This is a genomic window from Micromonospora sp. NPDC049301 (genome assembly GCF_040678715.1).
Lineage (GTDB): Bacteria > Actinomycetota > Actinomycetes > Mycobacteriales > Micromonosporaceae > Micromonospora.
In genome coordinates, this window is record NZ_JBFAQO010000008.1 from 53,642 (window position 1) to 77,133 (window position 23,492).

The 23,492-nt window shown below is 72.8% G+C and carries 18 protein-coding genes and 1 tRNA gene; 8 read left to right on the forward strand and 11 right to left on the reverse strand.

Features of this window, described 5'->3' with window-relative positions:
* Positions 1–15 precede the first annotated feature (15 nt).
* Positions 16–1,767: a 2-isopropylmalate synthase gene (gene leuA / locus AB0K07_RS23290; RefSeq protein ID WP_363757516.1), complete on the reverse strand. Its 1,752-nt coding sequence runs from the start codon at positions 1,765–1,767 to the stop codon at positions 16–18.
* Positions 1,768–2,004: 237 nt separating this feature from the next.
* Positions 2,005–3,276: an MFS transporter gene (locus AB0K07_RS23295; protein WP_363757517.1), complete on the reverse strand. Its 1,272-nt coding sequence runs from the start codon at positions 3,274–3,276 to the stop codon at positions 2,005–2,007.
* 77 nt (positions 3,277–3,353) lie between these two features.
* Between AB0K07_RS23295 and AB0K07_RS23300 the strand changes: the two genes are divergently transcribed.
* Positions 3,354–4,343 (forward strand): DUF5937 family protein, encoded by a 990-nt coding sequence (locus tag AB0K07_RS23300; protein ID WP_363757518.1) that lies wholly within the window; start codon positions 3,354–3,356, stop codon positions 4,341–4,343.
* Between the two features lie 13 nt (positions 4,344–4,356).
* Here AB0K07_RS23300 and AB0K07_RS23305 read toward each other — a convergent pair whose 3' ends face one another.
* Both AB0K07_RS23305 and AB0K07_RS23310 read right to left on the reverse strand, forming a co-directional pair.
* Positions 4,357–4,887 (reverse strand): nitroreductase family protein, encoded by a 531-nt coding sequence (locus AB0K07_RS23305; protein WP_363757519.1) that lies wholly within the window; start codon positions 4,885–4,887, stop codon positions 4,357–4,359.
* A gap of 93 nt (positions 4,888–4,980) precedes the next feature.
* Complete coding sequence (locus tag AB0K07_RS23310; RefSeq protein WP_363757521.1) at positions 4,981–5,760, reverse strand: hypothetical protein; 780 nt, start codon at positions 5,758–5,760, stop codon at positions 4,981–4,983.
* A gap of 266 nt (positions 5,761–6,026) precedes the next feature.
* Between AB0K07_RS23310 and AB0K07_RS23315 the strand changes: the two genes are divergently transcribed.
* Both AB0K07_RS23315 and AB0K07_RS23320 read left to right on the forward strand, forming a co-directional pair.
* Positions 6,027–7,292, forward strand: coding sequence for an aspartate kinase (locus tag AB0K07_RS23315; protein ID WP_363757522.1), 1,266 nt, complete (start codon positions 6,027–6,029; stop codon positions 7,290–7,292).
* A 5-nt stretch (positions 7,293–7,297) separates the two neighbouring features.
* Positions 7,298–8,356, forward strand: coding sequence for an aspartate-semialdehyde dehydrogenase (locus AB0K07_RS23320; protein ID WP_363757523.1), 1,059 nt, complete (start codon positions 7,298–7,300; stop codon positions 8,354–8,356).
* A gap of 42 nt (positions 8,357–8,398) precedes the next feature.
* On the opposite strand, the gene AB0K07_RS23325 is transcribed toward AB0K07_RS23320, so the two are convergent.
* The gene (locus AB0K07_RS23325) at positions 8,399–9,820 is read right to left on the reverse strand and encodes a sensor domain-containing diguanylate cyclase (protein WP_363757524.1); all 1,422 of its coding nucleotides are present in this window, start codon (positions 9,818–9,820) and stop codon (positions 8,399–8,401) included.
* Between the two features lie 199 nt (positions 9,821–10,019).
* Here AB0K07_RS23325 and AB0K07_RS23330 point away from each other — a divergent pair, with 199 nt between their 5' ends.
* From AB0K07_RS23330 to AB0K07_RS23340, 3 genes are all read left to right on the forward strand, one after another.
* Positions 10,020–10,799 (forward strand): phosphodiesterase, encoded by a 780-nt coding sequence (locus AB0K07_RS23330; RefSeq protein ID WP_363757525.1) that lies wholly within the window; start codon positions 10,020–10,022, stop codon positions 10,797–10,799.
* Between the two features lie 11 nt (positions 10,800–10,810).
* Entirely contained in the window at positions 10,811–11,479 is a 669-nt protein-coding gene (locus AB0K07_RS23335; protein ID WP_363757526.1) for a histone deacetylase, read from the forward strand.
* 287 nt (positions 11,480–11,766) lie between these two features.
* Positions 11,767–13,473: a bifunctional metallophosphatase/5'-nucleotidase gene (locus AB0K07_RS23340; RefSeq protein ID WP_363757527.1), complete on the forward strand. Its 1,707-nt coding sequence runs from the start codon at positions 11,767–11,769 to the stop codon at positions 13,471–13,473.
* A 233-nt stretch (positions 13,474–13,706) separates the two neighbouring features.
* Here the strand turns inward: AB0K07_RS23340 and AB0K07_RS23345 are convergent, their stop codons facing one another.
* On the reverse strand, positions 13,707–14,990 hold the full coding sequence (locus tag AB0K07_RS23345; RefSeq protein ID WP_363757528.1) for an MFS transporter: 1,284 nt from the start codon (positions 14,988–14,990) through the stop codon (positions 13,707–13,709).
* Positions 14,991–15,157: 167 nt separating this feature from the next.
* Here AB0K07_RS23345 and AB0K07_RS23350 point away from each other — a divergent pair, with 167 nt between their 5' ends.
* Positions 15,158–15,631, forward strand: a complete 474-nt coding sequence (locus AB0K07_RS23350) for a hypothetical protein (protein WP_363757529.1) — start codon at positions 15,158–15,160, stop codon at positions 15,629–15,631.
* A 27-nt stretch (positions 15,632–15,658) separates the two neighbouring features.
* Here AB0K07_RS23350 and AB0K07_RS23355 read toward each other — a convergent pair whose 3' ends face one another.
* The 4 genes from AB0K07_RS23355 to AB0K07_RS23370 all read right to left on the reverse strand — a co-directional run bounded on the left by AB0K07_RS23355 (position 15,659) and on the right by AB0K07_RS23370 (position 20,343).
* Positions 15,659–16,483 carry a class I SAM-dependent methyltransferase gene (locus AB0K07_RS23355; RefSeq protein WP_363757530.1) on the reverse strand — a complete coding sequence of 275 codons (825 nt, stop codon included), beginning with the start codon at positions 16,481–16,483 and terminating at the stop codon, positions 15,659–15,661.
* A gap of 75 nt (positions 16,484–16,558) precedes the next feature.
* Entirely contained in the window at positions 16,559–19,150 is a 2,592-nt protein-coding gene (locus AB0K07_RS23360; protein WP_363757531.1) for an AAA family ATPase, read from the reverse strand.
* Positions 19,151–19,265: 115 nt separating this feature from the next.
* Positions 19,266–19,342: transfer RNA gene (locus tag AB0K07_RS23365), tRNA-Pro, on the reverse strand.
* 107 nt (positions 19,343–19,449) lie between these two features.
* Positions 19,450–20,343 (reverse strand): metallophosphoesterase, encoded by an 894-nt coding sequence (locus AB0K07_RS23370; RefSeq protein ID WP_363757532.1) that lies wholly within the window; start codon positions 20,341–20,343, stop codon positions 19,450–19,452.
* Between the two features lie 25 nt (positions 20,344–20,368).
* Here AB0K07_RS23370 and AB0K07_RS23375 point away from each other — a divergent pair, with 25 nt between their 5' ends.
* Positions 20,369–20,824, forward strand: a complete 456-nt coding sequence (locus tag AB0K07_RS23375; RefSeq protein ID WP_074315185.1) for a GatB/YqeY domain-containing protein — start codon at positions 20,369–20,371, stop codon at positions 20,822–20,824.
* A 145-nt stretch (positions 20,825–20,969) separates the two neighbouring features.
* Here the strand turns inward: AB0K07_RS23375 and AB0K07_RS23380 are convergent, their stop codons facing one another.
* A complete protein-coding gene (locus AB0K07_RS23380) occupies positions 20,970–23,414 on the reverse strand; it encodes a transglycosylase domain-containing protein (RefSeq protein ID WP_363757533.1) in 2,445 nt (814 codons plus the stop codon).
* Positions 23,415–23,492 lie beyond the last annotated feature (78 nt).

Below are 23,492 nucleotides of genomic sequence, written 5' to 3' on the forward strand. Positions count from 1 at the left end.
CTTGAGGCAGTCGGCTCAGCTGCGGGCGCGGTTGACGGCGCTGGTGACCGCCTTGATCGAGGCGGTGACGATGTTGGCGTCGGTGCCGACACCCCAGACCGCCCGCCCGTCCACCTCGCACTCCACGTACGCGGCGGCCTGCGCGTCACCGCCGGAGGAGAGCGCGTGCTCGTGGTAGTCGAGCACCCGGACGCCCACCCCGACCGACTGGAGCGCGTTGACGTACGCGTCGATCGGGCCGTTGCCGACCGCGGCGAGGGACCGCTGCTCGGCGCCCACACCGACCTCGGCGTCGATCTCGACCTTGCCGTCGGTGGTACGGATCGTGTAGCCGGCCAGCCGGACCGCCGGGTCGGGCTGGTGGTCGAGCAGGTAGTGCGTCGCGAAGATCTCCCACATGGCGGCCGGGTCGACCTCGCCGCCGTCGTGGTCGGTGACCTGCTGCACCACGCCGGAGAACTCGATCTGGAGCCGGCGCGGCAGGTCCAGCTGGTGCTCGCTCTTCATGATGTACGCGACGCCGCCCTTGCCGGACTGCGAGTTGACCCGGATGACGGCCTCGTAGGTGCGGCCCAGGTCCTTCGGGTCGATCGGCAGGTAGGGCACCGCCCAGGCGTGCTCGTCCACCGGTACGCCGGCAGCCTTGGCGTCGGCGGTGAGGGCGTCGAAGCCCTTCTTGATGGCGTCCTGGTGGGAGCCGGAGAAGGCGGTGTAGACCAGGTCGCCGGCGTACGGGTGGCGTTCGTGCACCGGCAGCTGGTTGCAGTACTCGACGGCGCGCCGGACCTCGTCGATGTTCGAGAAGTCGATCATCGGGTCGATGCCCTGGGAGAAGAGGTTGAGCCCCAACGTCACCAGGTCCACGTTGCCGGTGCGCTCGCCGTTGCCGAACAGGCAGCCCTCGATCCGGTCCGCGCCGGCGAGCAGGCCCAGCTCGGCGGCGGCCACGCCGGTGCCCCGGTCGTTGTGCGGGTGCAGGCTGAGCACCAGGCTGTCCCGGCGCGGCAGGTGCCGGTGCATCCACTCGATCGAGTCGGCGTAGACGTTCGGCGTCGCCATCTCGACGGTGGCCGGCAGGTTGATGATCAGCGGCCGGTCGGGCGTCGGGTCGATGACGTCGATGACCCGGGAGCAGACCTCCAGCGCGTACTCCAGTTCGGTGCCCGTGTACGACTCCGGCGAGTACTCGTAGTAGATGTCGGTGTCCGGGGTGTGGATCTCGGCGTACTTCTGGCAGAGCCGGGCGCCGGAGGTGGCGATGTCGGTGATGCCGTCCCGATCCAGGCCGAAGACCACCCGGCGCTGGAGGGTGGAGGTCGAGTTGTAGAAGTGCACGATCGCCCGCTTCGCACCGCGCAGCGACTCGAACGTCCGGTCGATCAGGTGCTCCCGGCACTGCGTGAGCACCTGGATGGTGACGTCGTCCGGGATCATGTCCTGTTCGATGAGCTGCCGGACGAAGTCGAAGTCGGTCTGGCTGGCCGACGGGAAGCCGACCTCGATCTCCTTGTAGCCCATCTGCACCAGCAGCTGGAACATCCGGCGCTTGCGCTCCGGCGACATCGGGTCGATCAGCGCCTGGTTGCCGTCGCGGAGGTCCACCGCACACCAGCGGGGGGCGGCGTCGACGTGCCGGGTGGGCCATACGCGGTCCGGCAGGTCCACCCGGTACTGCTCGCGGTAGGGCTGGTAGCGGTGGTACGGCATCCGGCTGGGGCGCTGCCGGGCGATCGGATCGGTCTCAGCGTCGGTGACAGGTTGAGCCATCTCAGAGTGCTCCCTGGAACATGTGGCGTCAGCAGATCGGAAGGTGTCGGCGAGGTGCCGGGCGACGGTGCGCGGCGGTGCCGAGAGGAAGTTCGGATGTGCTGGACGGCGCGATGCGACTCCGCGACGAGGTGCCGGCCGGTCAGGCCTCGTCGCGGCGGCTAAGGAGGAGAAGCGCCCGCCACATGACCAGGTCACCCTACGTGATGGAACTAGGGGTGGAAAGGCTGGTCCGGACTATGGGACCGGGGTCATGTCCGGCTCCGGGGCCTCGGCACCCAGCCTCGGCGTCCGTTGCGCCCAGGCCACCGCGGGCACGATCGCCACCGCTACCAGCACGAAGATCGCTGCCGTCGGTAACCAACCCCATCCGCCGATGGTTACCCCGAGCGCGGTCAGTCCGGCCGGGGCGACCAGGTACTGCAGCTGCACGCCGAGTCCGAGCGCCCCCACGTACGCGCCGCGCTCGCCGGCCGGCGGCAGGGTGGCGGTGAGCCCCCAGGTGCCCGCCGACTCGATCAGCTCGGCCAGGATCAGCAGCAACGCGGCGGCCACCAGCACCACGACGGTGAGCGGGCCCCGGGTCATCCCTGAGAGCGGCAGGACCAGGCAGGCCAGGGCGACCAGCAGCCCACCCCGGCGGGAGGCCCGCGCCGCGCCCGCCGCGGTGTCCGCGCCCCGGCTGACGCGTACCTGGAGCAGCACGATCAGGATCGTGTTGAGCAGCACCAGCCCGGCGATCACCGTCTTCGGGGCGTCGGTGTGGGTGAGGATCCACAGCGGCATCACCGTCAGGTAGAGCACCCCGTGCGCGGTGAGCAGCCCGGACAGCAGCGACACCACCATGAACGGGCGGTCCCGGAGCACGGCGAGCCTACCCATCGGCTCCGCCCGTCGGGCCACCTGCGGCAGCCGGGGCAGCCGCCGCACGAAGAGGGCTGTCACCAGGAAGACCGTCGAGATGAACCAGACCATTCCCCGGTACGCCGTGATCGTGTCCACCGCCAGCACCAGACCGCTGATCACCGCGCCGAGCCCGAAGCCGACGTTCAGCGACGAGCGCTGGTACGCCATCGCGGTGACCCGTTCGGCCGGCGGGAGCGCATTGATCGAGTAGACCTGCCGGGCCACGCCCACAGCGGCGTCGACGGCGGCCAGCGCCACCACCACGGCGAGGAACCCGGCGAAGCCGCCCACGAACGGGTAGGTCGCGAACAGGGCCGCGTTCAGTACCAGCCCGACCACCCAGACCCGCTGCGGTCCGTACCGGTCGGTGAGCCCGCCCAGTGGCACCGTGCCCAGCAGCGACACCCCCGCCGCGATGGACAGCCCCAGCCCCACCTGGGCGGCGCTGAGCCCCAGCGCCCGGGTGAAGAAGACGGCGCTGCCGGCGTGGAACAGGCCGCTGCCGACGGCCGCGACCATGGCCTGCACGGCCAGGGCGCGGGTCAGCCCGGCCGGCGGTACGACGTCTCGAACGGCGGTACGGATGGTGTCTCTGGTCCCCATGGTCGGTGAGTGAATCGGGTCCCCATGACCTCGGTCGAGTCTTTTAGGCTGGACCGAATCCTGGTCCTGGGGGGCGCGTGTCCGAGTTGCGGTTCAGCCTGGCCGACGTTGCGGGAGTGCGGCTCGCCGTGTCACCGGTCAACGAGACGGTCATGAGCATGTGGGCGCTGGCCAAACCGGTCCGCTACGCGGTGCACCTGCCCTGGATCGACCGGGCCCGGGTGACGTTGCGTCGTCCCGAGGTGGCCGACCGGGTCCGGCCTCTGGTGGGGTTGGTCGTGCCGGGTCGCTGGCTGCCCGACTTCCTCACCCCGGCGGCCCGACCGAATGTGGAGCTGGCCGAGCAGCTCGACCAGATCGCCGCGACGCCGCCGGCCGTGGTGGTCCAGGACCTGCTGTCGACCACCTGGCAACGTCCGTTGAGCCCGTTCGGGCAGGCGCTGCTCGCCGACCCCGCCGGGCTGCTGCCGCAGGTAGTCGAGGCGGTGCGGGTCTGGCACGACGAGGCGATCGCCCCGGACTGGCCGCGGATGCGGGCTCTGCTCGACGCCGACGTGGCGTACCGGGCCGCCCAGCTCGCCGAGAGTGGTGCCGGTCGGTTCTTCGAACAGCTCCACCCGAGCCTGCGCTGGCACGGCGACCGGGTGATCAGCGACGACACGTTCGAGCGGGACTTCGACCTCCGCGGTCGTGGGCTGGCGCTGAACCCGACGGTGTTCACCGAGCGGCATGTGCTGTGGAACCTGCTGGAGGATTCGCTGCCGGCCGGCGCGTACCCGGTCCGTGCCCTCGGCACGCTCTGGGAGACGGAGGCGCCGTCGCCCGGCGACCCGCTGGCACGGGTGATCGGCCCCGGGCGGGCCGCCCTGCTGCATCTGCTCGACACGGCGGGTACCACCACCACCGACCTGGCCCGACTCACCGGGATGTCCGCCGGGAACGTCTCCCAGCACCTGGCCGCGCTGCACGCCGCCGGCCTGGTTTCCCGGTCCCGACAGGGCCGGCACGTCCTCTACCGCAACACCGACGCCGCGAGGGTCCTGCTCCGGGCCAGCCGGGGCGGGTGACCCGATGGGGCGATCAGGCGAGCAGCAGGTCGGCGACCGGGCGGCGGTGACGCAGGCCGGTCTCCCGGGCGCGCAGCTCGGCCGGGAGAGCGAACGGGTCCCCCAACCGGCCGACGGCGGCGACCACGAGCGGTCGGACGCTGCCGGGCAGGTCGAGTTCGGTGGCGAGGCCGGCCTGGTCGAAGCGGATGAGCTGGCGTACGTGCAGGCCGAGCGCGGTGGCCTGCAACGTCAGGTGGGCCATCGCCTGCCCGAGGTCGTACGCCGCCCGCTCGGCGTCGCCGCCGGTGTGCGCGCCGACAACCAGGGTCGCCGCGTGCCGAGCCCAGCCCTGGTCGCTGCCCGGGAGGCTGTTCAGGATCCGCTTCCAGTTCTCGTCGTCCCGGTGGCCGAGGGCGAACCGCCAGGGCTGCCCGTTGTCCGCCGACGGTGCCCACCGCGCGGCCTCCAGCAGCGAGGCCGCCTCGTCCGGGGTCAGTGTGGCGCTCGGGTCGAAGGCCCGAGGGCTCCAGCGGAAGGCGAGCAGTGGGGTCAGGTGAGCCATGCCGAAAATCGTCTTGTATGGGTGATTCGCCGCTCAGGGCGGGCTTGCCAAATGTGGGCAAACGCACCCGTAACGGGATGAAGATCAGGGCGTTCACGCGCTCGGGCTGGCGGACGGGTCGGGTGTCGGCGGAGCCGCGGTGTCCAGCGGCTCCTCGTCCACCACCACCGGGCCGGCGAGCTGCACGCTGGCCGGCGCCGGCCCGGGCGGGGCGGCGAGCTTCAGCGTCCCGGTAGCCGTCCGGACTCCGGTCGGCGTGCCGTCCTTGTCGTAGCAGTAGATGCCGATGTCCAGCGGGGCGTTGAGGGAGGCGGAGGTGGTGTCCACCGAGTAGCAGGTGCCGGTGAGGCCCTCGGGCGTGTCGGCCGGGGCGACCGCGAGCGGTGCCCGCCGGTCGGTGAGCACGTCCAGCCAGTCGGTGAGCGGGTGCTGGACCCGAGGGTCGAGCCGGCGCGGGAGCGCGTCGTCGCGCTCCCCGAGGCGTACGCAGCGCGCCGGCTCCGGCCGCCCGGCCGACGGCAGCGCGCACTGGAACAACCCGTCAGCGGTGGCGGCCAGCGACACGTCGGCGGTGCCGCCCAGCGCGCCGCCCGGCACGTCGACCCGCCAGCTGCCGTCGTTGGCGCTGGTGAACACGATGGTGCGGTCCGGCTGGCCGGCCCGGCTGAACGTGTACTGCGTCACCAGGTGGCGGTCCTGGGCCGCGGCGGCGAGCGCGGCCAGCTCGTCCCGGGCGGCGTCCACCTCGACCCGTCCGGGATCGGTCGGTGGCGGGGGCGATGGCTGCTCGCTGGTGCAGGCGACCAGGAGGGCCGGCAGGGCGAGCGCGAGCGGCCCGAGCACACGGCCGGCCGAGCGGATGAGGACGGGCACCGGCCCATTCTGGTGGGTTCCGGCGGTCGGTGGGGCCACCCGTACCCGGCTCCCCCGGCGTGTCGGGCCGGGCCGGGCCGACGTACCGCCCGACCCGGCGTGCCGGCCGCTCCCGCGCTGCCCGAGGCCCGGGCGCGCCGGATGGTGGGATCACCCGACCCGCCGTCGTGACCCGCCCGATACCCTCAAGGGGTCTGACACGCGCCGCCGGCCCCGGTTCCGGCGGCGTCGGCACGCTCAGGGTGACTGGGAGGGAGTGCACCGTCGTGGCACTCGTGGTGCAGAAGTACGGCGGGTCCTCCGTCGCCAACGCCGAGCGGATCAAGCGGGTGGCCGAGCGCATCGTCGCCGCCCGCAAGGCCGGCGACGACGTGGTGGTGGTGGTCTCCGCGATGGGGGACACCACCGACGAGCTGCTCGACCTGGCCAACCAGGTCAGCCCGCTGCCGCCCGGCCGCGAACTGGACATGCTGCTCACCGCCGGGGAGCGGATCTCCATGGCCCTGCTGGCCATGGCCATCCACAACCTGGGGTACGAGGCCCGCTCGTTCACCGGCTCGCAGGCCGGCGTGATCACCACCTCGGTGCACGGCCGCGCGCGGATCATCGACGTGACCCCCGGGCGGCTCAAGGGCGCGCTCGACGAGGGCTCGGTGGTCATCGTGGCGGGCTTCCAGGGCGTCTCGCAGGACACCAAGGACGTCACCACGCTGGGCCGGGGCGGCTCCGACACCACCGCCGTGGCGCTGGCCGCCGCGCTGCACGCCGACGTCTGCGAGATCTACACCGACGTCGACGGCATCTTCACCGCCGACCCGCGGATCGTGCCCAACGCCCGCCACATCCGGCTGATCACCTACGAGGAGATGCTGGAGCTGGCCGCGTGCGGCGCGAAGGTTCTGCACCTGCGTAGCGTGGAGTACGCCCGGCGGGCGGGGTTGCCGATCCACGTCCGTTCGTCATACTCGACCAACACCGGCACGATGGTCACCGGATCGATGGAGGACCTTTCCGTGGAGCAGGCACTGATCACCGGGGTCGCGCACGACCGCAGCGAGGCCAAGATCACGATCGTCGGGGTGCCCGACGAGCCGGGTGCCGCCGCGCGGATCTTCGACACGGTTGCCGGCGCCGAGATCAACATCGACATGATCGTGCAGAACGTCTCCACCGAGGGCACCGGCCGGACGGACATCTCGTTCACCCTGCCCAAGACCGACGGCCCGACCGCGATGGCAGCGCTCAGCAAGATCCAGGAGTCGGTCAAGTTCAAGGGCCTGCTCTACGACGACCACGTCGGCAAGGTCTCGCTGATCGGCGCCGGCATGCGCTCGCACCCCGGTGTGGCCGCCGGCTTCTTCGCCGCCCTCGGCGCGGCCGGGGTCAACATCGAGATGATCTCCACCTCCGAGATCCGGGTCTCCGTGGTCTGCCGGGACACCGACCTCGACGCCGCCGTCCGCGCCATTCACGACGCGTTCGAGCTGGGCGGCGACACCGAAGCCGTGGTCTACGCGGGGACGGGTAGGTAGCGCCGATGACGGGGCTGCCCACCCTCGCCCTGGTCGGAGCGACCGGTGCCGTCGGCACCGTGATGTGCGAACTGCTCACCGGGCGTCGCAACGTCTGGGGTGAGATCCGGCTGCTCGCCTCCGAACGTTCGGTCGGGCGTCGGGTGCGCTGCCGGGGTGAGGACCTCGTCGTCCAGGCGCTGACCCCGGAGGCGTTCGACGGCGTCGACGTGGCGATGTTCGACGTACCCGACGAGGTCTCCATCGAGTGGGCGCCGGTAGCCGTCGCCCGTGGCGCCATCGTGGTGGACAACTCCGGTGCCTTCCGGATGGACCGGGACGTTCCGCTGGTCGTTCCGGAGATCAACCCCGAGCAGGTCCGCAACCGGCCCCGGGGCATCATCGCCAACGCCAACTGCACCACCCTCGCGATGATCGTCGCGGTCGCACCGCTGCACCGCGAGTACGGCCTGCGGGAGCTGGTGCTCGCCTCCTACCAGGCGGTGTCCGGGGCCGGTCAGGCCGGCGTGGACATCCTGCACGACCAGCTCGCCAAGGTCGCCGGAGGCCGCGGGCTCGGCTCGCGAACCGGCGACGTGCGACAGGCGGTCGGCGACGACCTGGGGCCGTTCCCCGCGCCGATGGCGCTCAACGTCGTGCCCTGGGCCGGCTCGCCGGCCGACGGTGGCTGGTCGTCCGAGGAGATGAAGGTCCGCAACGAGTCGCGGAAGATCCTCGGCCTGCCCGACCTGAAGGTCTCCGCCACCTGCGTCCGGGTGCCGGTGGTGACCGGCCACTCGGTGGCCGTGCACGCGGTCTTCGCCACCGAGGTGGACGCCGAGGGTGCCCGCGAGGCGCTGCGCAACGCTCCCGGCGTGATCCTGGTCGACGACCCGGCCGCGGGTGAGTTCCCGATGCCGATCGACGCGGTCGGCACCGACCCGTCCTGGGTCGGCCGGATCCGCCGCGCCCTGGACGACCCCCGCGCCCTGGACCTCTTCATCACCGGCGACAACCTGCGCAAGGGCGCCGCCCTCAACACCGCCCAGATCGCCGAACTCCTGGCCAAGGACCTGACCGCCTGAGCCGCGCCGCCGACCCTCCCGCCCGGGCCGGGCGGGACCGGATCAGGCGGCGGCCAGGTGCACGCCGTCGCGGCCCTGGCGCTTCACGGCGTAGAGGGCCTGGTCGGCCCGGCGGAGGGTGAGATCAGGGGACTCGCCGGGCCGGGGCAGCGCGACTCCCACGCTGATCGTGCGGCCGGTGCGCCGAGCCGCCTCGGTCAGCCGCTCGGCGATCCGGACCGCCTCCTCCGGGCGGCTCACCTCGATCACCGCGACGAACTCGTCGCCGCCGATCCGGTACAGCTCGTCGCCGTGCCGCAGCGCACCCTCCAGCGCCCGGGCCAGCCCGACCAGCACCCGGTCACCGGCCTGGTGGCCGTACGTGTCGTTGACGTTCTTGAAGCCGTCCACGTCGATGGCGAGCAGCGCCGTACGGCCCGGGGTGGCTGCCGCGATCCGCTGCCCGAACGGGCCGGTGTGCCGCAGCCCGGTCAGCGGATCGGAGCTGGCCTGTTCCCGCAGCCGGGCCAGCGTGCGCAGCCGGTCCAGGCTGGTCCACGCCTGCCCGGCGAGCAACTCCATCAGGCTGACCGTGGTCGGGTCCGGACGCAGCAACCGCTCGTCGGCGACCAGCAGCACCCCGCCCGCGTCCGCCGGCCCGACGGGTACGGCGACCAGCGTGCGTACCCCGGCCCGGGTCAGCGGCTGGTAGTCCTCGGTCGGTGGCTGACCCGTCTCGCCCAGCGTGTACCCGGCGCCGTACCGGTGCACCCGGTCGATGATCCGCGCGAGCGCGGCGGGACCCGCCTCGGTCAGCTCGGCCCGGATCCGGGTCTCCAGCTCGCCCGGCACCAGCGGGGACGGCGTCAGCAGGGCACCCTCCGGGCCGGCGATGAGCAGCACCGCGGCGGAGAGGGCGGAGACCTCCCGGGCGGCACAGCTCGCCACGCCCAGCAGATCCCACTCGGTCGGCGCGGAGGAGAGCGCCGCGGCATGCCGGAGCAGTTTCTCGCTGCGGCTCTCCGCCGGCGGGCCACCGAGAGCGACGATCCGCGCGCCGAGCCGGGCGGCCAGCCGCTGCGCGGTCTCCCGCCACGGCTCCAGGTCGACCGGCTCGCTCCACTGCAGGTCGAGCACGCCGACCGCCCGGCCGGCCGGATCGAGCACCGGCACGCACAGCTCCGCGGTCACGTCCGGGCGTACCGGCAGGTAGTCCGGATCGGCGGCGACATCCGGGACGACGGCGGCGCCACCGGTCTCGTACACCCGGCTGACGATGCCGGTCCCCGGCGGCACGGTGGCGAAGACCTGCCAGGCGCCGGTCGCCGCGACGCAGCGCAGCCGGTCGTGGACCTGGAGCAGCACGGAGATGGTCGCCGGGGTGTAGCGGGACAGCGCGGTGACCATCCACCGGGAGGCCTCTTGCGCGCTCGACGCCATCGGCAGGCGGACGGTGACGTCACGGATGACTCGCTGATGATCCACTCGCACGTCGTTCCAGGTAGGGGAAGGGGCCGGCCGGCGCGAAGCCGCACGATCAAGGGTACTCACGGCCGCCGGTGGCCGGCCGAGCTTCGTACACATGTGCCATCCACAGGCTGTGGACGCAGCCTGTGGGGTGCGGGCCCCCGGAGGGCGTCGGCCGGCGATAGCGTGGAGTTCCCGGCACCGAGGAGGCGAGCCGATGCTCATCGCCCAGCTCAGTGACCCCCACCTGACCACCGGCCTGCTCGCCGCCGAACCGGCCGCCGGGCTGCACCGCGCGCTCGGCCGGGTGCTGGCGCTGCGACCCCGACCGGACTGCGTCGTGATCACCGGTGACCTGGTCGACCACGGCCGGCCCGACGAGTACGTCGCGCTCCGCGAGCTGGTCGGCCGGTTCCCGCTGCCGGTGCACCTGGTCGCCGGCAACCACGACGACCGGGAGTCGCTGCTCGACACCTTCGGCGGTACACCCTGGCTCGGCGGCGGGTTCTCCGCCTACTACCACGTCGATCACGAGACGGCGACGGTCGTGGTGCTCGATTCGCTCGTCCCCGGCAGCGGGGCTGGTCAGCTCGGTGAGGAGCAGCTCGGCTGGCTCGACGGCGTGCTGGCCGGGCGGCCCGAGGTGCCCGCGATCGTCTGCCTGCACCACCCACCGGTCGCGGTCGGCATCCCGGCGGCCGACGCCATCCGGCTCGCCGACGGAGACGCGTTCGCCGAGGTGGTCGGCCGGCACCGGCACGTCGTGCGGGTCGCCGCCGGGCACCTGCACCGCCCGGTCACCACGGGGTACGCGGGCACCGTGCTCACCGTTGCGCCCAGCACCTGGCGGCAGAGCACGCTCACCATGAGCGCCGACGAGCTGATCGGCTGGGTCGCCGAGCCGACCGCCTTCCTGCTGCACGCGATCGAGCCGGGCGGCTGCGTGACGCACACGGTGCAGGTCAGCCACTCCGCCGGCCAGACGTGCGGCTTCTGAGGCCGCCCGTCGTGCTCGGCACCGAAGAGCGGCTGGTCTGGTACGTCGCGTACGGCTCGAACATGCACGCCGCCCGGCTGGCGTGGTACATCGGCGGTGGCTGCCCGCCCGGCGGGCGGCGGACCTACCCGGGCTGCCGGGACCGCCGCCCACCGAGCCGGTCGGTGCCGGTGTCGCTGCCCGGTGGGATCTACTTCGCCGGCGAGTCCGGCGCCTGGACCGGCGGGATGGCGTTCTACGACCCCCAACTGCCGGGCGAGGCCGCCGCCCGCGCCTACCTGGTCACCCTCGAGCAGTTCACCGACATCGCCGCCCAGGAGATGTACCGGCCGGCGGGCCACACCGCAGACCTGATGCCGGCGACCGACGCGGCGATCGACGCGGCCGTCGTCGACGGGCGGGCCACCCTCGGCCCGGGGCGCTACGAGACGCTGGTCTGCCCGGGCCACCGCGCAGGCGTTCCGATGCTCACCTTCACGGCCCCGGCGCCGGCGTCCGCCGTGCGCTGCCGGCCACCGGCGTCGGTCTACCTCGGCATGATCGCCCGCGGGCTGCACGAGTCGCACGGCTGGCCGGCCGAACGGATCGCGGGCTACCTGGCGCAGCGTCCCGGGGTCGCGGAGGGCTGGCCACCCGACGTCGTCGCGGCGCTGGTCACCGAAGCGATCGCCGGCGGCTGACCGTCGGGCCCGTCCTCTCTGGACCGCGTGTCCGACCATGTCTGGCGGACCCCGTCAATCGACGTCATGTCGGCTCCATCCGGCTGCCGCCCGGGGCCCGACCCGGTGTATCCGCAGCTCTGATGTGCCGCCGGGTCGACCGGCGGGCGTCCGGATGAGAAGCTGTCCGGGCGGGCGGCGATCCCCAGCCGCCGGCATCCGCGATCGACCCTTCCGACGGCGTCGGTCGGCGGCCCGGTCGACCCACAGTCCGGGCACCGCACGCGCCGATTCTCACGAGGAGTTCCATGTCCATCCCCGGGATGCGTCGGGCCGCCGTCGGCCTGACCGCACTCGCGGTGGCCGCGCTCGGCGCGCTCGCCACCACCCCCGAGCAGGCCGACGCGAGGCCGAAGCCGGTCGACGTCACCCTGCTGGCCCTCAACGACTTCCACGGCAACCTCGAACCCCCGACCGGGTCCAGCGGCACCATCGCCGGGCAGACCGCGGGCGGCGTCGAGTTCCTGGCGACCCACCTGGCCGAGCTGCGTGCGGCCGCCAAGAAGAAGAACACCATCACGGTCGCCGCCGGTGACCTGATCGGCGCGTCGCCGCTGCTCTCCGCGGCGTTCCACGACGAGCCGACCATCGAGGCGCTGAGCATGGCCGGCCTGGACTACGCCAGCGTCGGCAACCACGAGTTCGACGAGGGCGCCGCCGAGCTGCTGCGGATCCAGAACGGCGGCTGCCACCCGGTCGACGGTTGCGGGGACGGCACCCCGTACCGCGGCGCCGGCTTCCAGTACCTCTCCGCGAACGCCTTCAAGACCGAGACCGGTCGTCCGCTGCTGCCCCCGTACGCGATCCACAAGGTGCAGGGCGTCAAGGTCGGCTTCATCGGGATGACCCTGGAGGGCACCCCGGAGATCGTCAGCCAGCAGGGCGTCGCCGGGCTCACCTTCGCCGACGAGGCGGTCACCGCCAACCGGTACGCCCGCGAGCTGCGCAGCAAGGGCGTGGAAACGATCGTCGTGCTGCTGCACGAGGGTGGTGCCCAGGCCTCGACCGGTGGAATCAACGACTGCGTCGGCATGACCGGCCCGATCGTGGACATCGCCAACCGGATGGACCCGTCCATCGACGTGGTGGTCAGCGGCCACACGCACCAGGCGTACAACTGCGACATCAACGGCAAGCTGGTCACCAGCGCCAGCTCGTTCGGTCGCCTGGTCACCGACATCGACCTCAAGATCGACCGTCGGACCGGGGACGTGCTCTCCGCCGGGGCGGAGAACGTCGTGGTCACCCGCGACGTGGCCAAGGACCCGAAGCAGACCGAGCTGATCAACCGGTACAAGACCGTGCTCGGCCCGGTCGCCGGCCGCCAGGTCGGCGAGACCACCCAGGCGATCACCCGGAGCCAGGAGACCCTCTTCGGTACGACCATGGGTGAGTCCCCGCTGGGCAACCTGATCGCCGACGCGCAGCTCGCCGCCACCGACGACGAGCAGGGCGCGGTCGCCGCCTTCATGAACCCGGGCGGGGTCCGGGCCGACCTCGACGCGGGCCCGGTCACCTACGAGGAGGCGTTCACGGTGCAGCCGTTCGCCAACAACCTGGTGACGCTCGACCTGACCGGCGCACAGCTCTACTGCGTACTGGAGCAGCAGTTCGTCACCGGTCGCACTCTGTACCCGTCCGCGACGGTCGGCTACGTGGTCGACCCGGCCGGCACCACCGGCACCGCCGCCGACCCGTGCGCCGGCACCCGCGTGGTCCGGGGCAGCCTCACCCTCGGGGGCACCGCGGTCGACACCGCTGCCACCTACCGGGTGACGGTGAACAACTTCCTGGCCGGCGGCGGCGACGGGTTCAGCGCTCTCACCGCGGGCACGAACCTGGTCACCGGCATGATCGACCTGGACGCGTTCGTGGCGTACCTGACCGCGCAGTCGCCGGTCTCCGCTCCGACGCTGGACCGGATCCGCACCACCGCCGAGGTCCCCGCCGCCTGACGGACGACCCCGCGACGACCGGGCCCCGGAGCACCCGCTCCGGGGCCCGGCCCGTCCCGGCGTAGGCCGCGCCGCCACCGCGCGTCCCGCGCGCCGTCGTCGGGCGCGCCGCCCGCCGGGCGACCGCGCCATGATCACGCTCGAACCTGGATGTAGTGGCCTCTGCGCGTGTCGATGCCACTACATCCAGGATCGAGCACGATGTTGCGCGGGGCGCGGGGCGCGGGGCGCGGTCAGGCGGGGGCGGGTGCCGGCTCGGGGAGGGTCGAGCCGGTCGTCACGCGCCCGTCCTGCCCGGGGGTGAGCAGCCGGCGCAGGGAGAGCGCCACCAGCGAGGCGACCAGGCAGCCGCCGACCACCGTCGCCACCCAGACCCTGCCGTCGGCGGCAGCCATGAGCGGGCCGGCGGTCACCGGGCCGATCACGCCGCTGATCCCGAAGATCATGGAGCTCATCGCGTTGTACCGGCCGCGCAGCTCGTCGGTGGCCAGCGCGTTGGTCAGCGCCGGCATCACCGGCGACAGCATCGTCTCGCCGAAGCCGAAGATCGCCGAGCAGGCCACCACGCACAGGGCGGCCACGAGGGCGTTACCCGTACTGACCAGGCCGGCGGCCCCGAGGACCAGCCAGGCGGTGGCGAACACCGCGCCGACCACCACGAGCGCACCGGTGCGGCTGCGCCCCTCGATCCGGCGGATCACCAGCAGCTGGGCGAGCACGATCATCACGGTGTTGGCCGCGAGCGCCCACGCCACCACCCGGGGGCTCACCTCGGCGACCCGCACGGCGTACGCGGCGAAGCCCACCTCGATCTGGGCGTACCCGCAGGTGGTGAGGACCAGGCCGAAGATCACCAGCCGGCGGAACGGACGGTCACGGAGCACGGTGAGGTAGCCGCCGGGCGACGGTTCGTCGTCGGTGCGACGGCGGCCGAGCCGGTGGCCGACGCCGGGCAGGGTGAGCAGGATCAGCGCCGGCATCAGGTAGCTCACCGCGTCCAGCAGGTAGATCACCTGGAAGGTGCCGGGTCGGGCGGTGTCGATGATCGCGCCGGAGGTCATGCCGCCGACGCCGATGCCGAGGTTGAGCAGGGCGAAGTTCAGCCCGAAGACCCGCTGCCGCTCGCCGTCGTCGGTCAGCGAGGCGAGGATCGTGTTCTGCCCGGACCAGATCGCCGAGCTGCCGATCGCGATCAGGGTCATCACCAGCAGCGCCGAGCCGGTCGAGTGCACCAGCGCCAGTGAGCCGGTGCCCACCGCCTCGATCAGCAGGCACGGCACCACCACGCGGCGGGCGCCGAACCGGTCGATCAGCGTCCCGCCCAGCGGCGACAGCGCCAGGGTGACCGCGCCGTACCAGCCGATCACCAGGCCGGCCCGGGTGTCGGTGAGCCCGCGCACGTCGGTCAGGTAGATGAACAGGAACGGCAGGGTCAGCCCACGCCCGATCGCCGACAGCAGGGTGCCGAGGAGGATCCGGCGAGCTTCTGGTCGGCGGGGGAGGGAGCGTCGCAGCATGTCCGGCATTCTGTTCGCCGGGTATGACGATTGGCGAACCGTTAACCGCTGCCGGCGCACGACCGTCGACGGGTCCGTGACGGAGCCCACGACACGAACGTCCAGCCCGGCGGGCTGCCCGGTTGGTGCGCGCGCCGGCTGTCGGTGCGCTCTGCCATGCTGGCCCGGTGAGCGTGACCTGGCGACACCTGCCCGCACCGGCCCGTGAGATCGCCGTCGCGGCCGGCGAGGCCGTCGCCGCCGCACAGCAGCGCGACCCCACGGCGTACGAGGCGGCGGTCGAACGGCTCACCGGTGCCGACCGGTCCGGCCTGGTGCTCGGCGCGGCGGTCCGGCTGCTGCTAGAGGAGACACATCCGGACGGGCTGGACGGCGACGACGTCCGCCAGGTGCTGGAGGGCTGCGTCCGCTCGGCGGCTGAGTGGCTTCCGGAGGTCGACCCGCACGTGGTGCTGGTGCTGCTCGCCGGTGCGCTGGGCGTGTACGACCCGGGCGACGACGACAACCCGCCGGGCCCGGCAGCGGTCGCCCGGCACGCCCCGTTGCTCGTCGCCGACCTGCTGTCGGCCGCCGGCCGGCCGCTCGACGGCTACCTGGCCACCGCGTTCGCCGAGATCGAGCGCACCGAACGGCAGGACTGACGCCACGGCCGATGGGGCTGCCCCGGCTCAGGCCGGCTCGGGCGTCCGTCGCGCCACCACCTCCAGGTACTCCGCCGGGATCCGTACCGTGCCGTCGTTGGCGCGGTTGTGCGTCCGGGCCAGCTCCACCAGGTCGGCGTGCAGGTGCGGGCGCCGCTCCTCGGGCAGCGCCTCGAACGCCTTCAACGTCGGTCCGTAGTTGGCACGGAAGAAGTCGGCGAACTCCTCGGGGGTGCCGAAACGGAAGACGAACTCCCGGCGTACCGCCCGCAGGTCGCCCACGGCCGCGCCGAGCAGCTCGCGGACCCGGCCCTCGTCGCCCCACTGGACGGGCGGGCGCAGCCCCGCCGGCGGCGGCACGTGCCGCCCCACCGTGCGGAACAGGTCGCCGATGAACCCCTGCGGCGTCCACGACGCCAACGCCACCGTGCCGCCGGGTCGGCAGACCCGGAGCAGTTCCGCAGCCGCCCGTTCCTGGTCGGGCGCGAACATCACGCCGACCACGGAGAGCACCGCGTCGAAGGACCCGTCGGGGTACGCGAGCCGCTCCGCGTCACCGGTCACGAAGGTCACCGGCAGCCGTTCCGCCGCCGCCCGGGCGTGGCCGCGTTCCAGCAGTTCGGGTACGTAGTCGACGCCGGTCACCAGGCAGCCGCAGCGGGCGGCGGCGATGGCCGCGTTGCCGGTGCCGGTCGCCACGTCCAGCACCCGGGCGCCGGCCGGCAGGTCGGCCGCCGCCACCAGCCACTCGGCGATCGGGTGGATGAGCGCGGCGACGGCGCCGTAGTCGCCGCTGGCCCAGGTCAGCTGCTGGCGTGCCTTCACGGCGCCGAGATCGATTGAAGTGGTCATCGTGGTCCCCCTCGAACGGTTCGCTGTGTCACCGACGCTAGGCGGCGCACCATCGAGAGGGATCGGCAGAAACACCTATGTTGGCGGCACCAGGCCCTGCCGTCGGGCGGCGGCGGCCGCCTGGCCCCGGTTGGGCACCGCGAGCTTGTCCAGCACCGCCGACACGTGGTGGCCGACGGTCCGGATGGAGAGCGACAGCCGGGCCGCGATCTCGGCGTTGCTCAGCCCGTCGGCGAGCAGCGCCAGCACCTCCCGCTGCCGGGCGGTGAGGCCCGCCGGGTGCGCGGCGGTCGCGGGGCGCGGCCCCCGCGGCACCCGGGCCATCCCGCGTCCGCGCAGCTCGGCGCGGATCCGTCGGGCCACGGCGACCGCACCCAGCCCGTCCAGGACCCGCAGCGCCGCGCCGGCTGCCCGGTGGTCGCCGCACGCCAGCGCCTCCGCCCGGGAGTACGCGCAGCCGAGCTGGTGCCACTCCTCGGCCGCACCGGCCCAGTCACCCTCGATCAGCCGCCGGTACGGCGACGCCAGCGCGCTGGTGTCCCCGACCGTCTCGCCAACCCGCCACAGCCAGTACGCCAGCTCCCCGGCGAACCACGGTTGGCCCGCCTCGACCGCGAGCCCGTGCGCGCGGCGCAGCTCGGCGACCGCCGCCTCGGGCTCGCCGGCCAGCCAGTGCCGTTCCGCCAGCGCCACGGCGACCGGCACGACGAACTGGAGTTCGCGGCTCCGCACCGCCCACCGCGCCGCCGTGTCCAGGTGCTCCGCCGTGGACGGCTCACCCACGCGGGCACCGAGCCGGCCCAGTGCGACCAGGGCCGGGACCAGACTCCCTCCGGGCTGCGCGGTGCCGGTCAGCGCCCGTTCGGCGTCGGCCCGGGCGCCGGCCCACTCTCCGGTGGCCAGCCGCAGCCGGGCCCGGTAGCCGAGCAGGTGCCGGGAGTACCCGTCGAGGTCCCGGGTGGTGGTGAAGCGCAACGCCCGGTCCAGCGCCTCGGCGGCCGGTGCGATCCGCTGCCACTCCACCGCCATGGTCGCCAGGTTGACCAGCGCCCGGGCCGCGTGGTCGTCGAGATGGTGGGCGACGGCCAGGTTGTGGCCGCGTTCCAGCTCGATGATGCCGGCGACGTCCCCGCCCTGTAGGCGGGCCGAGCCGACGTTGACCAGGGCGTGCGCCTCGGTCTCCACGTCACCGAGCCGGCGGGCCAGCTGGCGGGCCCGGTCACCCCAGTCGATGGCCCGGCGGTTGTCGTCGGCGAGCATCAGCAGCTGCGACATGTTGCTGTACGCCATCGCCAACTGCCTGTCGGGAGGCGCGGACTCCAGCACCTCGACCGCGCGGGTGCCCGCCGCGCGGGCTGCCGTGCTGTCCCCGTTCCACCAGCACAGCCGGGACACCCAGCGCAGGTTCTCGCCGATCCGCAGCGGATCACCGTCGGCCTCGCGCAGGGCCAGCGCCGCCCGCCGGGCGTCCAGCGCCTGCGCGCCCAGCCCGGCCAGGTACGCGGCGGTCGCGTACGCCTCCAACAACTCGGCCCGGTGTGGCGCCGGAAGGCCGGCGGCGTGCGGAAGCACGACGGCGTAGTGGTCCGCCGCCTGCCGGTGTGCGCCCGCCCGGCTGGCACGCTGTGCCGCCACGGGCGCCCATCGCAGCACCGCCGCCGGATCGTCGGCGTGGTGCGCGTGGTGCACGAGCCGGGCGGCGTCCACGTCCGCCCGTGGCGCGAGCCGGGCCAGCACGGTGGCGTGCAGCGCGGCCCGGCGCACCGGGGACAGCGACTCGCGCACCGCCCGACCCAGGAGCTCGTGCCGGAACGCCACCGCGTTGCCCGCCGGCACCAGCACGCCCCCGTCCAGGCACTCCTGCACGGCGGTCGGCGGGTGAGCGTCCAACAGGTACGGTTCGGCCCGGGACGGAACCACCGCGACCAGGGCGGCAACCTCCCGGGCCGGCGGCGACAGCGCGGCCAGCCGGGCCAGCACCAGCTCCCGTACGGTCGGCGGCACACCCGGTCCGGTCGCGGCCAGCACCTCGGTGACCAGCAGCGGGTTACCGCCGGTGGCCTGGTACAACCCGTCCGACGTACGGCCGGCACGGCGGGCCAGCGCCGCGACGGCGTCCGTGGAGAGGGCCGGCAGCGGCAGCCGGCGCACCAGCGGCTGGGGCAGGCCGGCGAGCACGGCGTGCAGTGGGTGCTCCGCCCCGACCTCGTCGTCGCGCAGGGTGAGCACGAGCAGCGCCGGTTGGCGGGGGAGCCGCCGCCCCAGGTAGGCGATCAGGTCCAGGGTGGCCCCGTCCGCCCAGTGCGCGTCCTCCACCACCATCACCGCCCGGCATCCGGGCCGGGAGTCGGTCAGCTCGTCGAGGAGCGCGTCGAACACCGCGCCGCGACGTTCGGCCTCCGCCCCCGCGTGCAGCGCGGTCAGTCGCTCCGCGAGCACACCGCCGACCTGGCGGGCGATGTCGTGCAGCGGGCCGAGCGCCCGTGGGGTCAGCAGCGGGTCGCAACTGCCCCAGAGCACCTTGGCCCCGGCCCTCGCCGCGAATGCGCTGACCAGGGCGGACTTGCCGGCACCCGCCTCGCCGGCGACGAGCGCGATCGCGCCGCCGGGGGAGGCCAGCAGCCCGTTGAGGGTGGCGAGCGCGTCCGCACGCTCCAGCAGCTCCATCCCCGTCGATGCTAGTCAGCGGGGCACCGCCACGACCTCAGCCGGGAGGCCGGTCTCATCCGCCGGAAACGAATCAAGGCCCCTCGGTGGAGGGGCCTTGACCTTTACTTACCTCTGGTCGGGGTGGCCGGATTCGAACCGACGACCTCTTCGTCCCGAACGAAGCGCGCTACCAAGCTGCGCCACACCCCGAGGCGTGCCGACAAATAGTAGCCCACCCGCCCCGATGGTCAAACTCGGTACCCCTGCGGGCCGGACCCCGCCCGGAGCAGCCAAGATCCGAGGACAGCGACCCGGGGTCAGCGGGGGATCAGGGTGAGGATGCTGGCCTCGGGAGGGCAGGCGAAGCGGACCGGGGCGGTCGGGTGGGTGCCCAGGCCGGCGGAGACGTGCAGCCAGGAGTCCGAGCCCGGCCACCGGTGCAGGCCCCGGGCCATCGAGCGGGGCAGACCGCAGTTGGTCACCAGCGCCCCGACGCCCGGTACGCAGACCTGCCCGCCGTGGGTGTGCCCGGCCAGCAGCAGCCCGAAGCCGTCTGCGGCCATCTGGTCGAGCACCCGCGGTTCGGGGGAGTGTGCCAGCGCGATGGACAGGTCCGCCGAGGACGAGACCGCGCCGGCCACGGCGCCGTAGTCGTCCCGCTCGATGTGCGGGTCGTCCACGCCCGCCAGGTCGATCTGCCGGCCGCCGGCCTTGAGTGTGGTGCGGGCGTTGTTCAGGTCCACCCAGCCGGCGCCGGTGAACACCTGGCGCAGCTCCTCGTAGGGCAGGTCCGCACCCTCGGTGTACTCCCGGTCCGGCAGGAAGTAGGTGAACGGGTTCTTCCACACCGGCCCGGTGTAGTCGTTGGAACCGAACACGAACGCGCCCGGGTAGTCGAGCAGTGGTTGCAGCGCCCGCAGCACACCGGGCACCGCGCCGGGGTGCGCCATGTTGTCGCCGGTCACCACGACCAGGTCCGGGTCGAGGGCGGCCAGCGACGCCACCCAGCGTTGCTTGCGCGCCTGGTCAGGCATCATGTGCAGGTCCGACAGGTGCAGCACGCGCAGCGGCTCCGCGTCGCCCGGCAGCACCGGTACGTCGTACCGCCGCAGGGTGAACATGTTGCGCTCGACGAGCGACGCGTACGCGAGGGTGGCCGCGCCGACCGCGGCGGTTCCGGCGGCGAGCCGGAATAGTGTGCGCTTTCGCATGGCGTTCAGGGTAGTTTGACCGTCCATGAGCACGCTGAAGGACCGCCTCACCGCCGACATGCGTTCCGCGCTCAAGGCGCGCGACGAGCTGACCACCTCCACGCTGCGGATGGCCCTGGCTGCCGTCGGCACCGCCGAGGTCGCCGGCAAGGCCAAGCGCGAGCTCACCGACGACGAGGTGCTCGCGGTGCTGACCAAGGAGGCCAAGAAGCGCCGGGAGGCGGCCACCGCCTTCGCCGACGCCGGCCGCGCCGAGCAGGCCGCGAAGGAGACCGCCGAGGGCGAGGTGCTGGACCGCTACCTGCCCAAGCAGCTCTCGGATGCGGAACTGACCGAGCTGGTGTCCGGGGCGCTCGCTGCGGGCGGCTTCACCGGCAAGGCTCAGATGGGCCCGGCGATGAAGGCGGCCCAGGCCGCGGTGGCCGGCCAGGCCGAGGGTGGCCGGGTGGCCGCCGAGGTACGCCGGCAGCTCGGTCTCTGACCGGCGGCACCCGGACCAGCGCGGTCCCGACATCGCGCGATCCTGACACCGCATGGCCCCGGTCCCGACACCACAGACGTGGCCGGGCAGACGAACGGGCGGGCACCCGAGGGTGCCCGCCCGTTTCGTGCGTCCTGCTCGTCGCTCAGCCGCCGGGGCGGCCGGTGCCGGGTCGGTTGGGGCCGCCGGGCTGGTTCGGGTTGCCCGGCGTGTTACCCGCCGGGGGAGCTCCGCCGCCGCTGCTGACCTGGATGGTGACCACGCCACCCTTGATGGTGCGCCCGTCCGGGCTGGTGCCGGCCGCGGTGCCCGCCGGGCACGTCGAGGTCACCTTCGTGCTGGAGACGACCGGGTCGAAGCCGGCGCCCTTGAGCCGGGACTGCGCGGTCTCCACCGACTGGCACTTCACGTCGGGGATGCTGCGCTGATCACCTTCGGTGATCTTCTGGCCCGGCGGCTCGAACTGGATCCGCGGCTTGTTCTTCATCGCGTCCCGCAGCGTCTCGTACACCGGCGGGTTGATGCCGTCCTTCTCCTTGTGCTTCATCTTGACGTTCGTCTGCGGCCAGTCCGGGTCGGCCATGATGCCGGCCACCGCGTACTGCTTGGTCATCGCGACCAGGGCGGCGGTCTTCTCCGAGTCGGTGGTGCCGGACTTGCCGGCCACCGGCGCGTCGACGATGCCCTTCACCACAGCGGCGGTGCGGCTGCCGCCGCACTTGCTGGTCTTGGAGTTGTCGCCGACCGGGCAGCGGGCGGCATCGACGGCGGCCCGGGCCACCTCGGTGCTGAACCGCTTCTCGCAGCGCGGGTTGGCGATGTCCAGCTTCTTGCCCTCTGGGTCGCGGATCTCCTGCACCGGAATCGGCTCACAGTACTTGCCGTCCGCCGCGAGGGTCGCGTACGCGTTGGCCAGGTCCAGTGGGGTGGTCGAGGAGACGCCGAGGGTGAACGCACCCCACTGGTGGGCGGCGTCCTTGGTGGCGGCGAACTTGGCGTCGCTGCTGGCCCGGAACTGGATGCCGGCCCGCTTGGCGGCGTCGACCACGTTCTCCGCGCCGACCTGCTGCTGGAGCGGCACGAAGTAGGTGTTGACCGACTGGGCGAAGGCGCTCCACATGGTCTGCACGCCTCCGGCCTTGAGGCCGGAGTTGGTCGGGCAGTAGAAGTGCGTCCCCTTGCAGGCCGCCGGGCTGCTGCTGTCGATGATGTATTCCGACTTGAACTGCTGCGGCGCGTTGATCGTGTAGCTGAGCGGGATGCCCTTCTCCAGCGCAGCCACGATGCTGAAGATCTTGAAGGTCGAGCCGGCCTGGTAGCCGGCGATGCCGTCACCGCCGGTGAGCAGTGGGTTGACGGTCGCCGGGTAGTTGCCCCGGATGCCCTTCCTGCTCTTCGCCGGATCGCTGGAGATCTTGTTCTTCGGGTTCTTCGGGTCGTCCAGCTTGAACTGCCGGTTGACCGCGAGCGCCCGGACCCGGCCGCTGCCGGGCTCCACCACCGCGACCATGGCGGCTTCCTTGCTGGTCACGCTCTTGGCCTTGCGGACCGCCCGGTCAGCACCGTTCTGCGCCTGGACGTCGAGCGAGGTCACGACGGTGTAGCCGCCGCTCTTCAGCCGCCGCTCCCGGTCGTACGAGGTCGAGCCGAACGTCTCCTGCTGCATCCACCAGCGGTAGAAGTAGTCGCAGAAGAAGCCCCACTCGTTGACGTTGGCGGCGACACAGCCGTTGGGGGTGCGCTTGTCCTTCACCACCAGCTTGGTCGCCTTGGCCGTGTCGGCCTCCTGCTGGGTGATGGCCTTGATGTCGAGCATGTTCTGGATGACGTAGTTGCGCCGGTCCAGCGCGAGCGGGAAGCCCGCCTTGGTGGTCGGGTCGTTGGTGGTCGGCGCCTTCACCATGCCGGCCAGCAGCGCCGCTTCCTCGATCTTGAGCTTGCTCGGCGGCTTACCGAAGTAGACCTGGCTGGCGGCGTAGATGCCGTAGGCGCCGTTGCCGAACGAGGCGAGGTTGAGGTAGCGGGTGAGGATCTCTTCCTTGGAGAACTCCTTGTCGACCTGGAGGGCCAGCCGCATCTCACGGAGCTTGCGGGCGCTGGTGTCCTCGGTCGCCGCGACCACGTCGGCCGGGTGGGTGGCCGAGTAGGCGATGGCCAGCCGGACGTACTGCATGGTCAGCGTCGAGGCGCCCTGCCGGCCGGCGCTCTCGTTCTGGTTGTTCACGAACGCGCGGGCGACACCGTTGATGTCGACGCCGTTGTGCTTGTAGAAGTCATGGTCCTCGGCCGCGATGATGGCCTTCTGCATGTACGGCGAGATGTCGGCGAGCTTCACGTCGCGCCGGTTCTCGTCGTACATCGTCGCTAGCGGTGTCTTGCCGTCCGCGGCCAGCAGGTAGCTGATCTGTGGCGCGCGGGCCACCGTCAGCTCCGTGGGCAGGGCGCCGAATGTCTCGGCGCCGGCCTTAGCAGCCAAGCCGGACATCGCCACCGCGGGGAAGGCCGCCGCTGCGACCACCACGCCGGCCAACAGGCCACAAACGAGCAGCGATGCGGCGTTGGTCAGCACATTGTGGTCACGTTTCCGCATCCAGGTCACCTCGACAGGGTACGCGAGTAGGGAACGAGGGGCGCTGGGGCGTTGTTTCCCCATTTCCTGCGCGCGCTG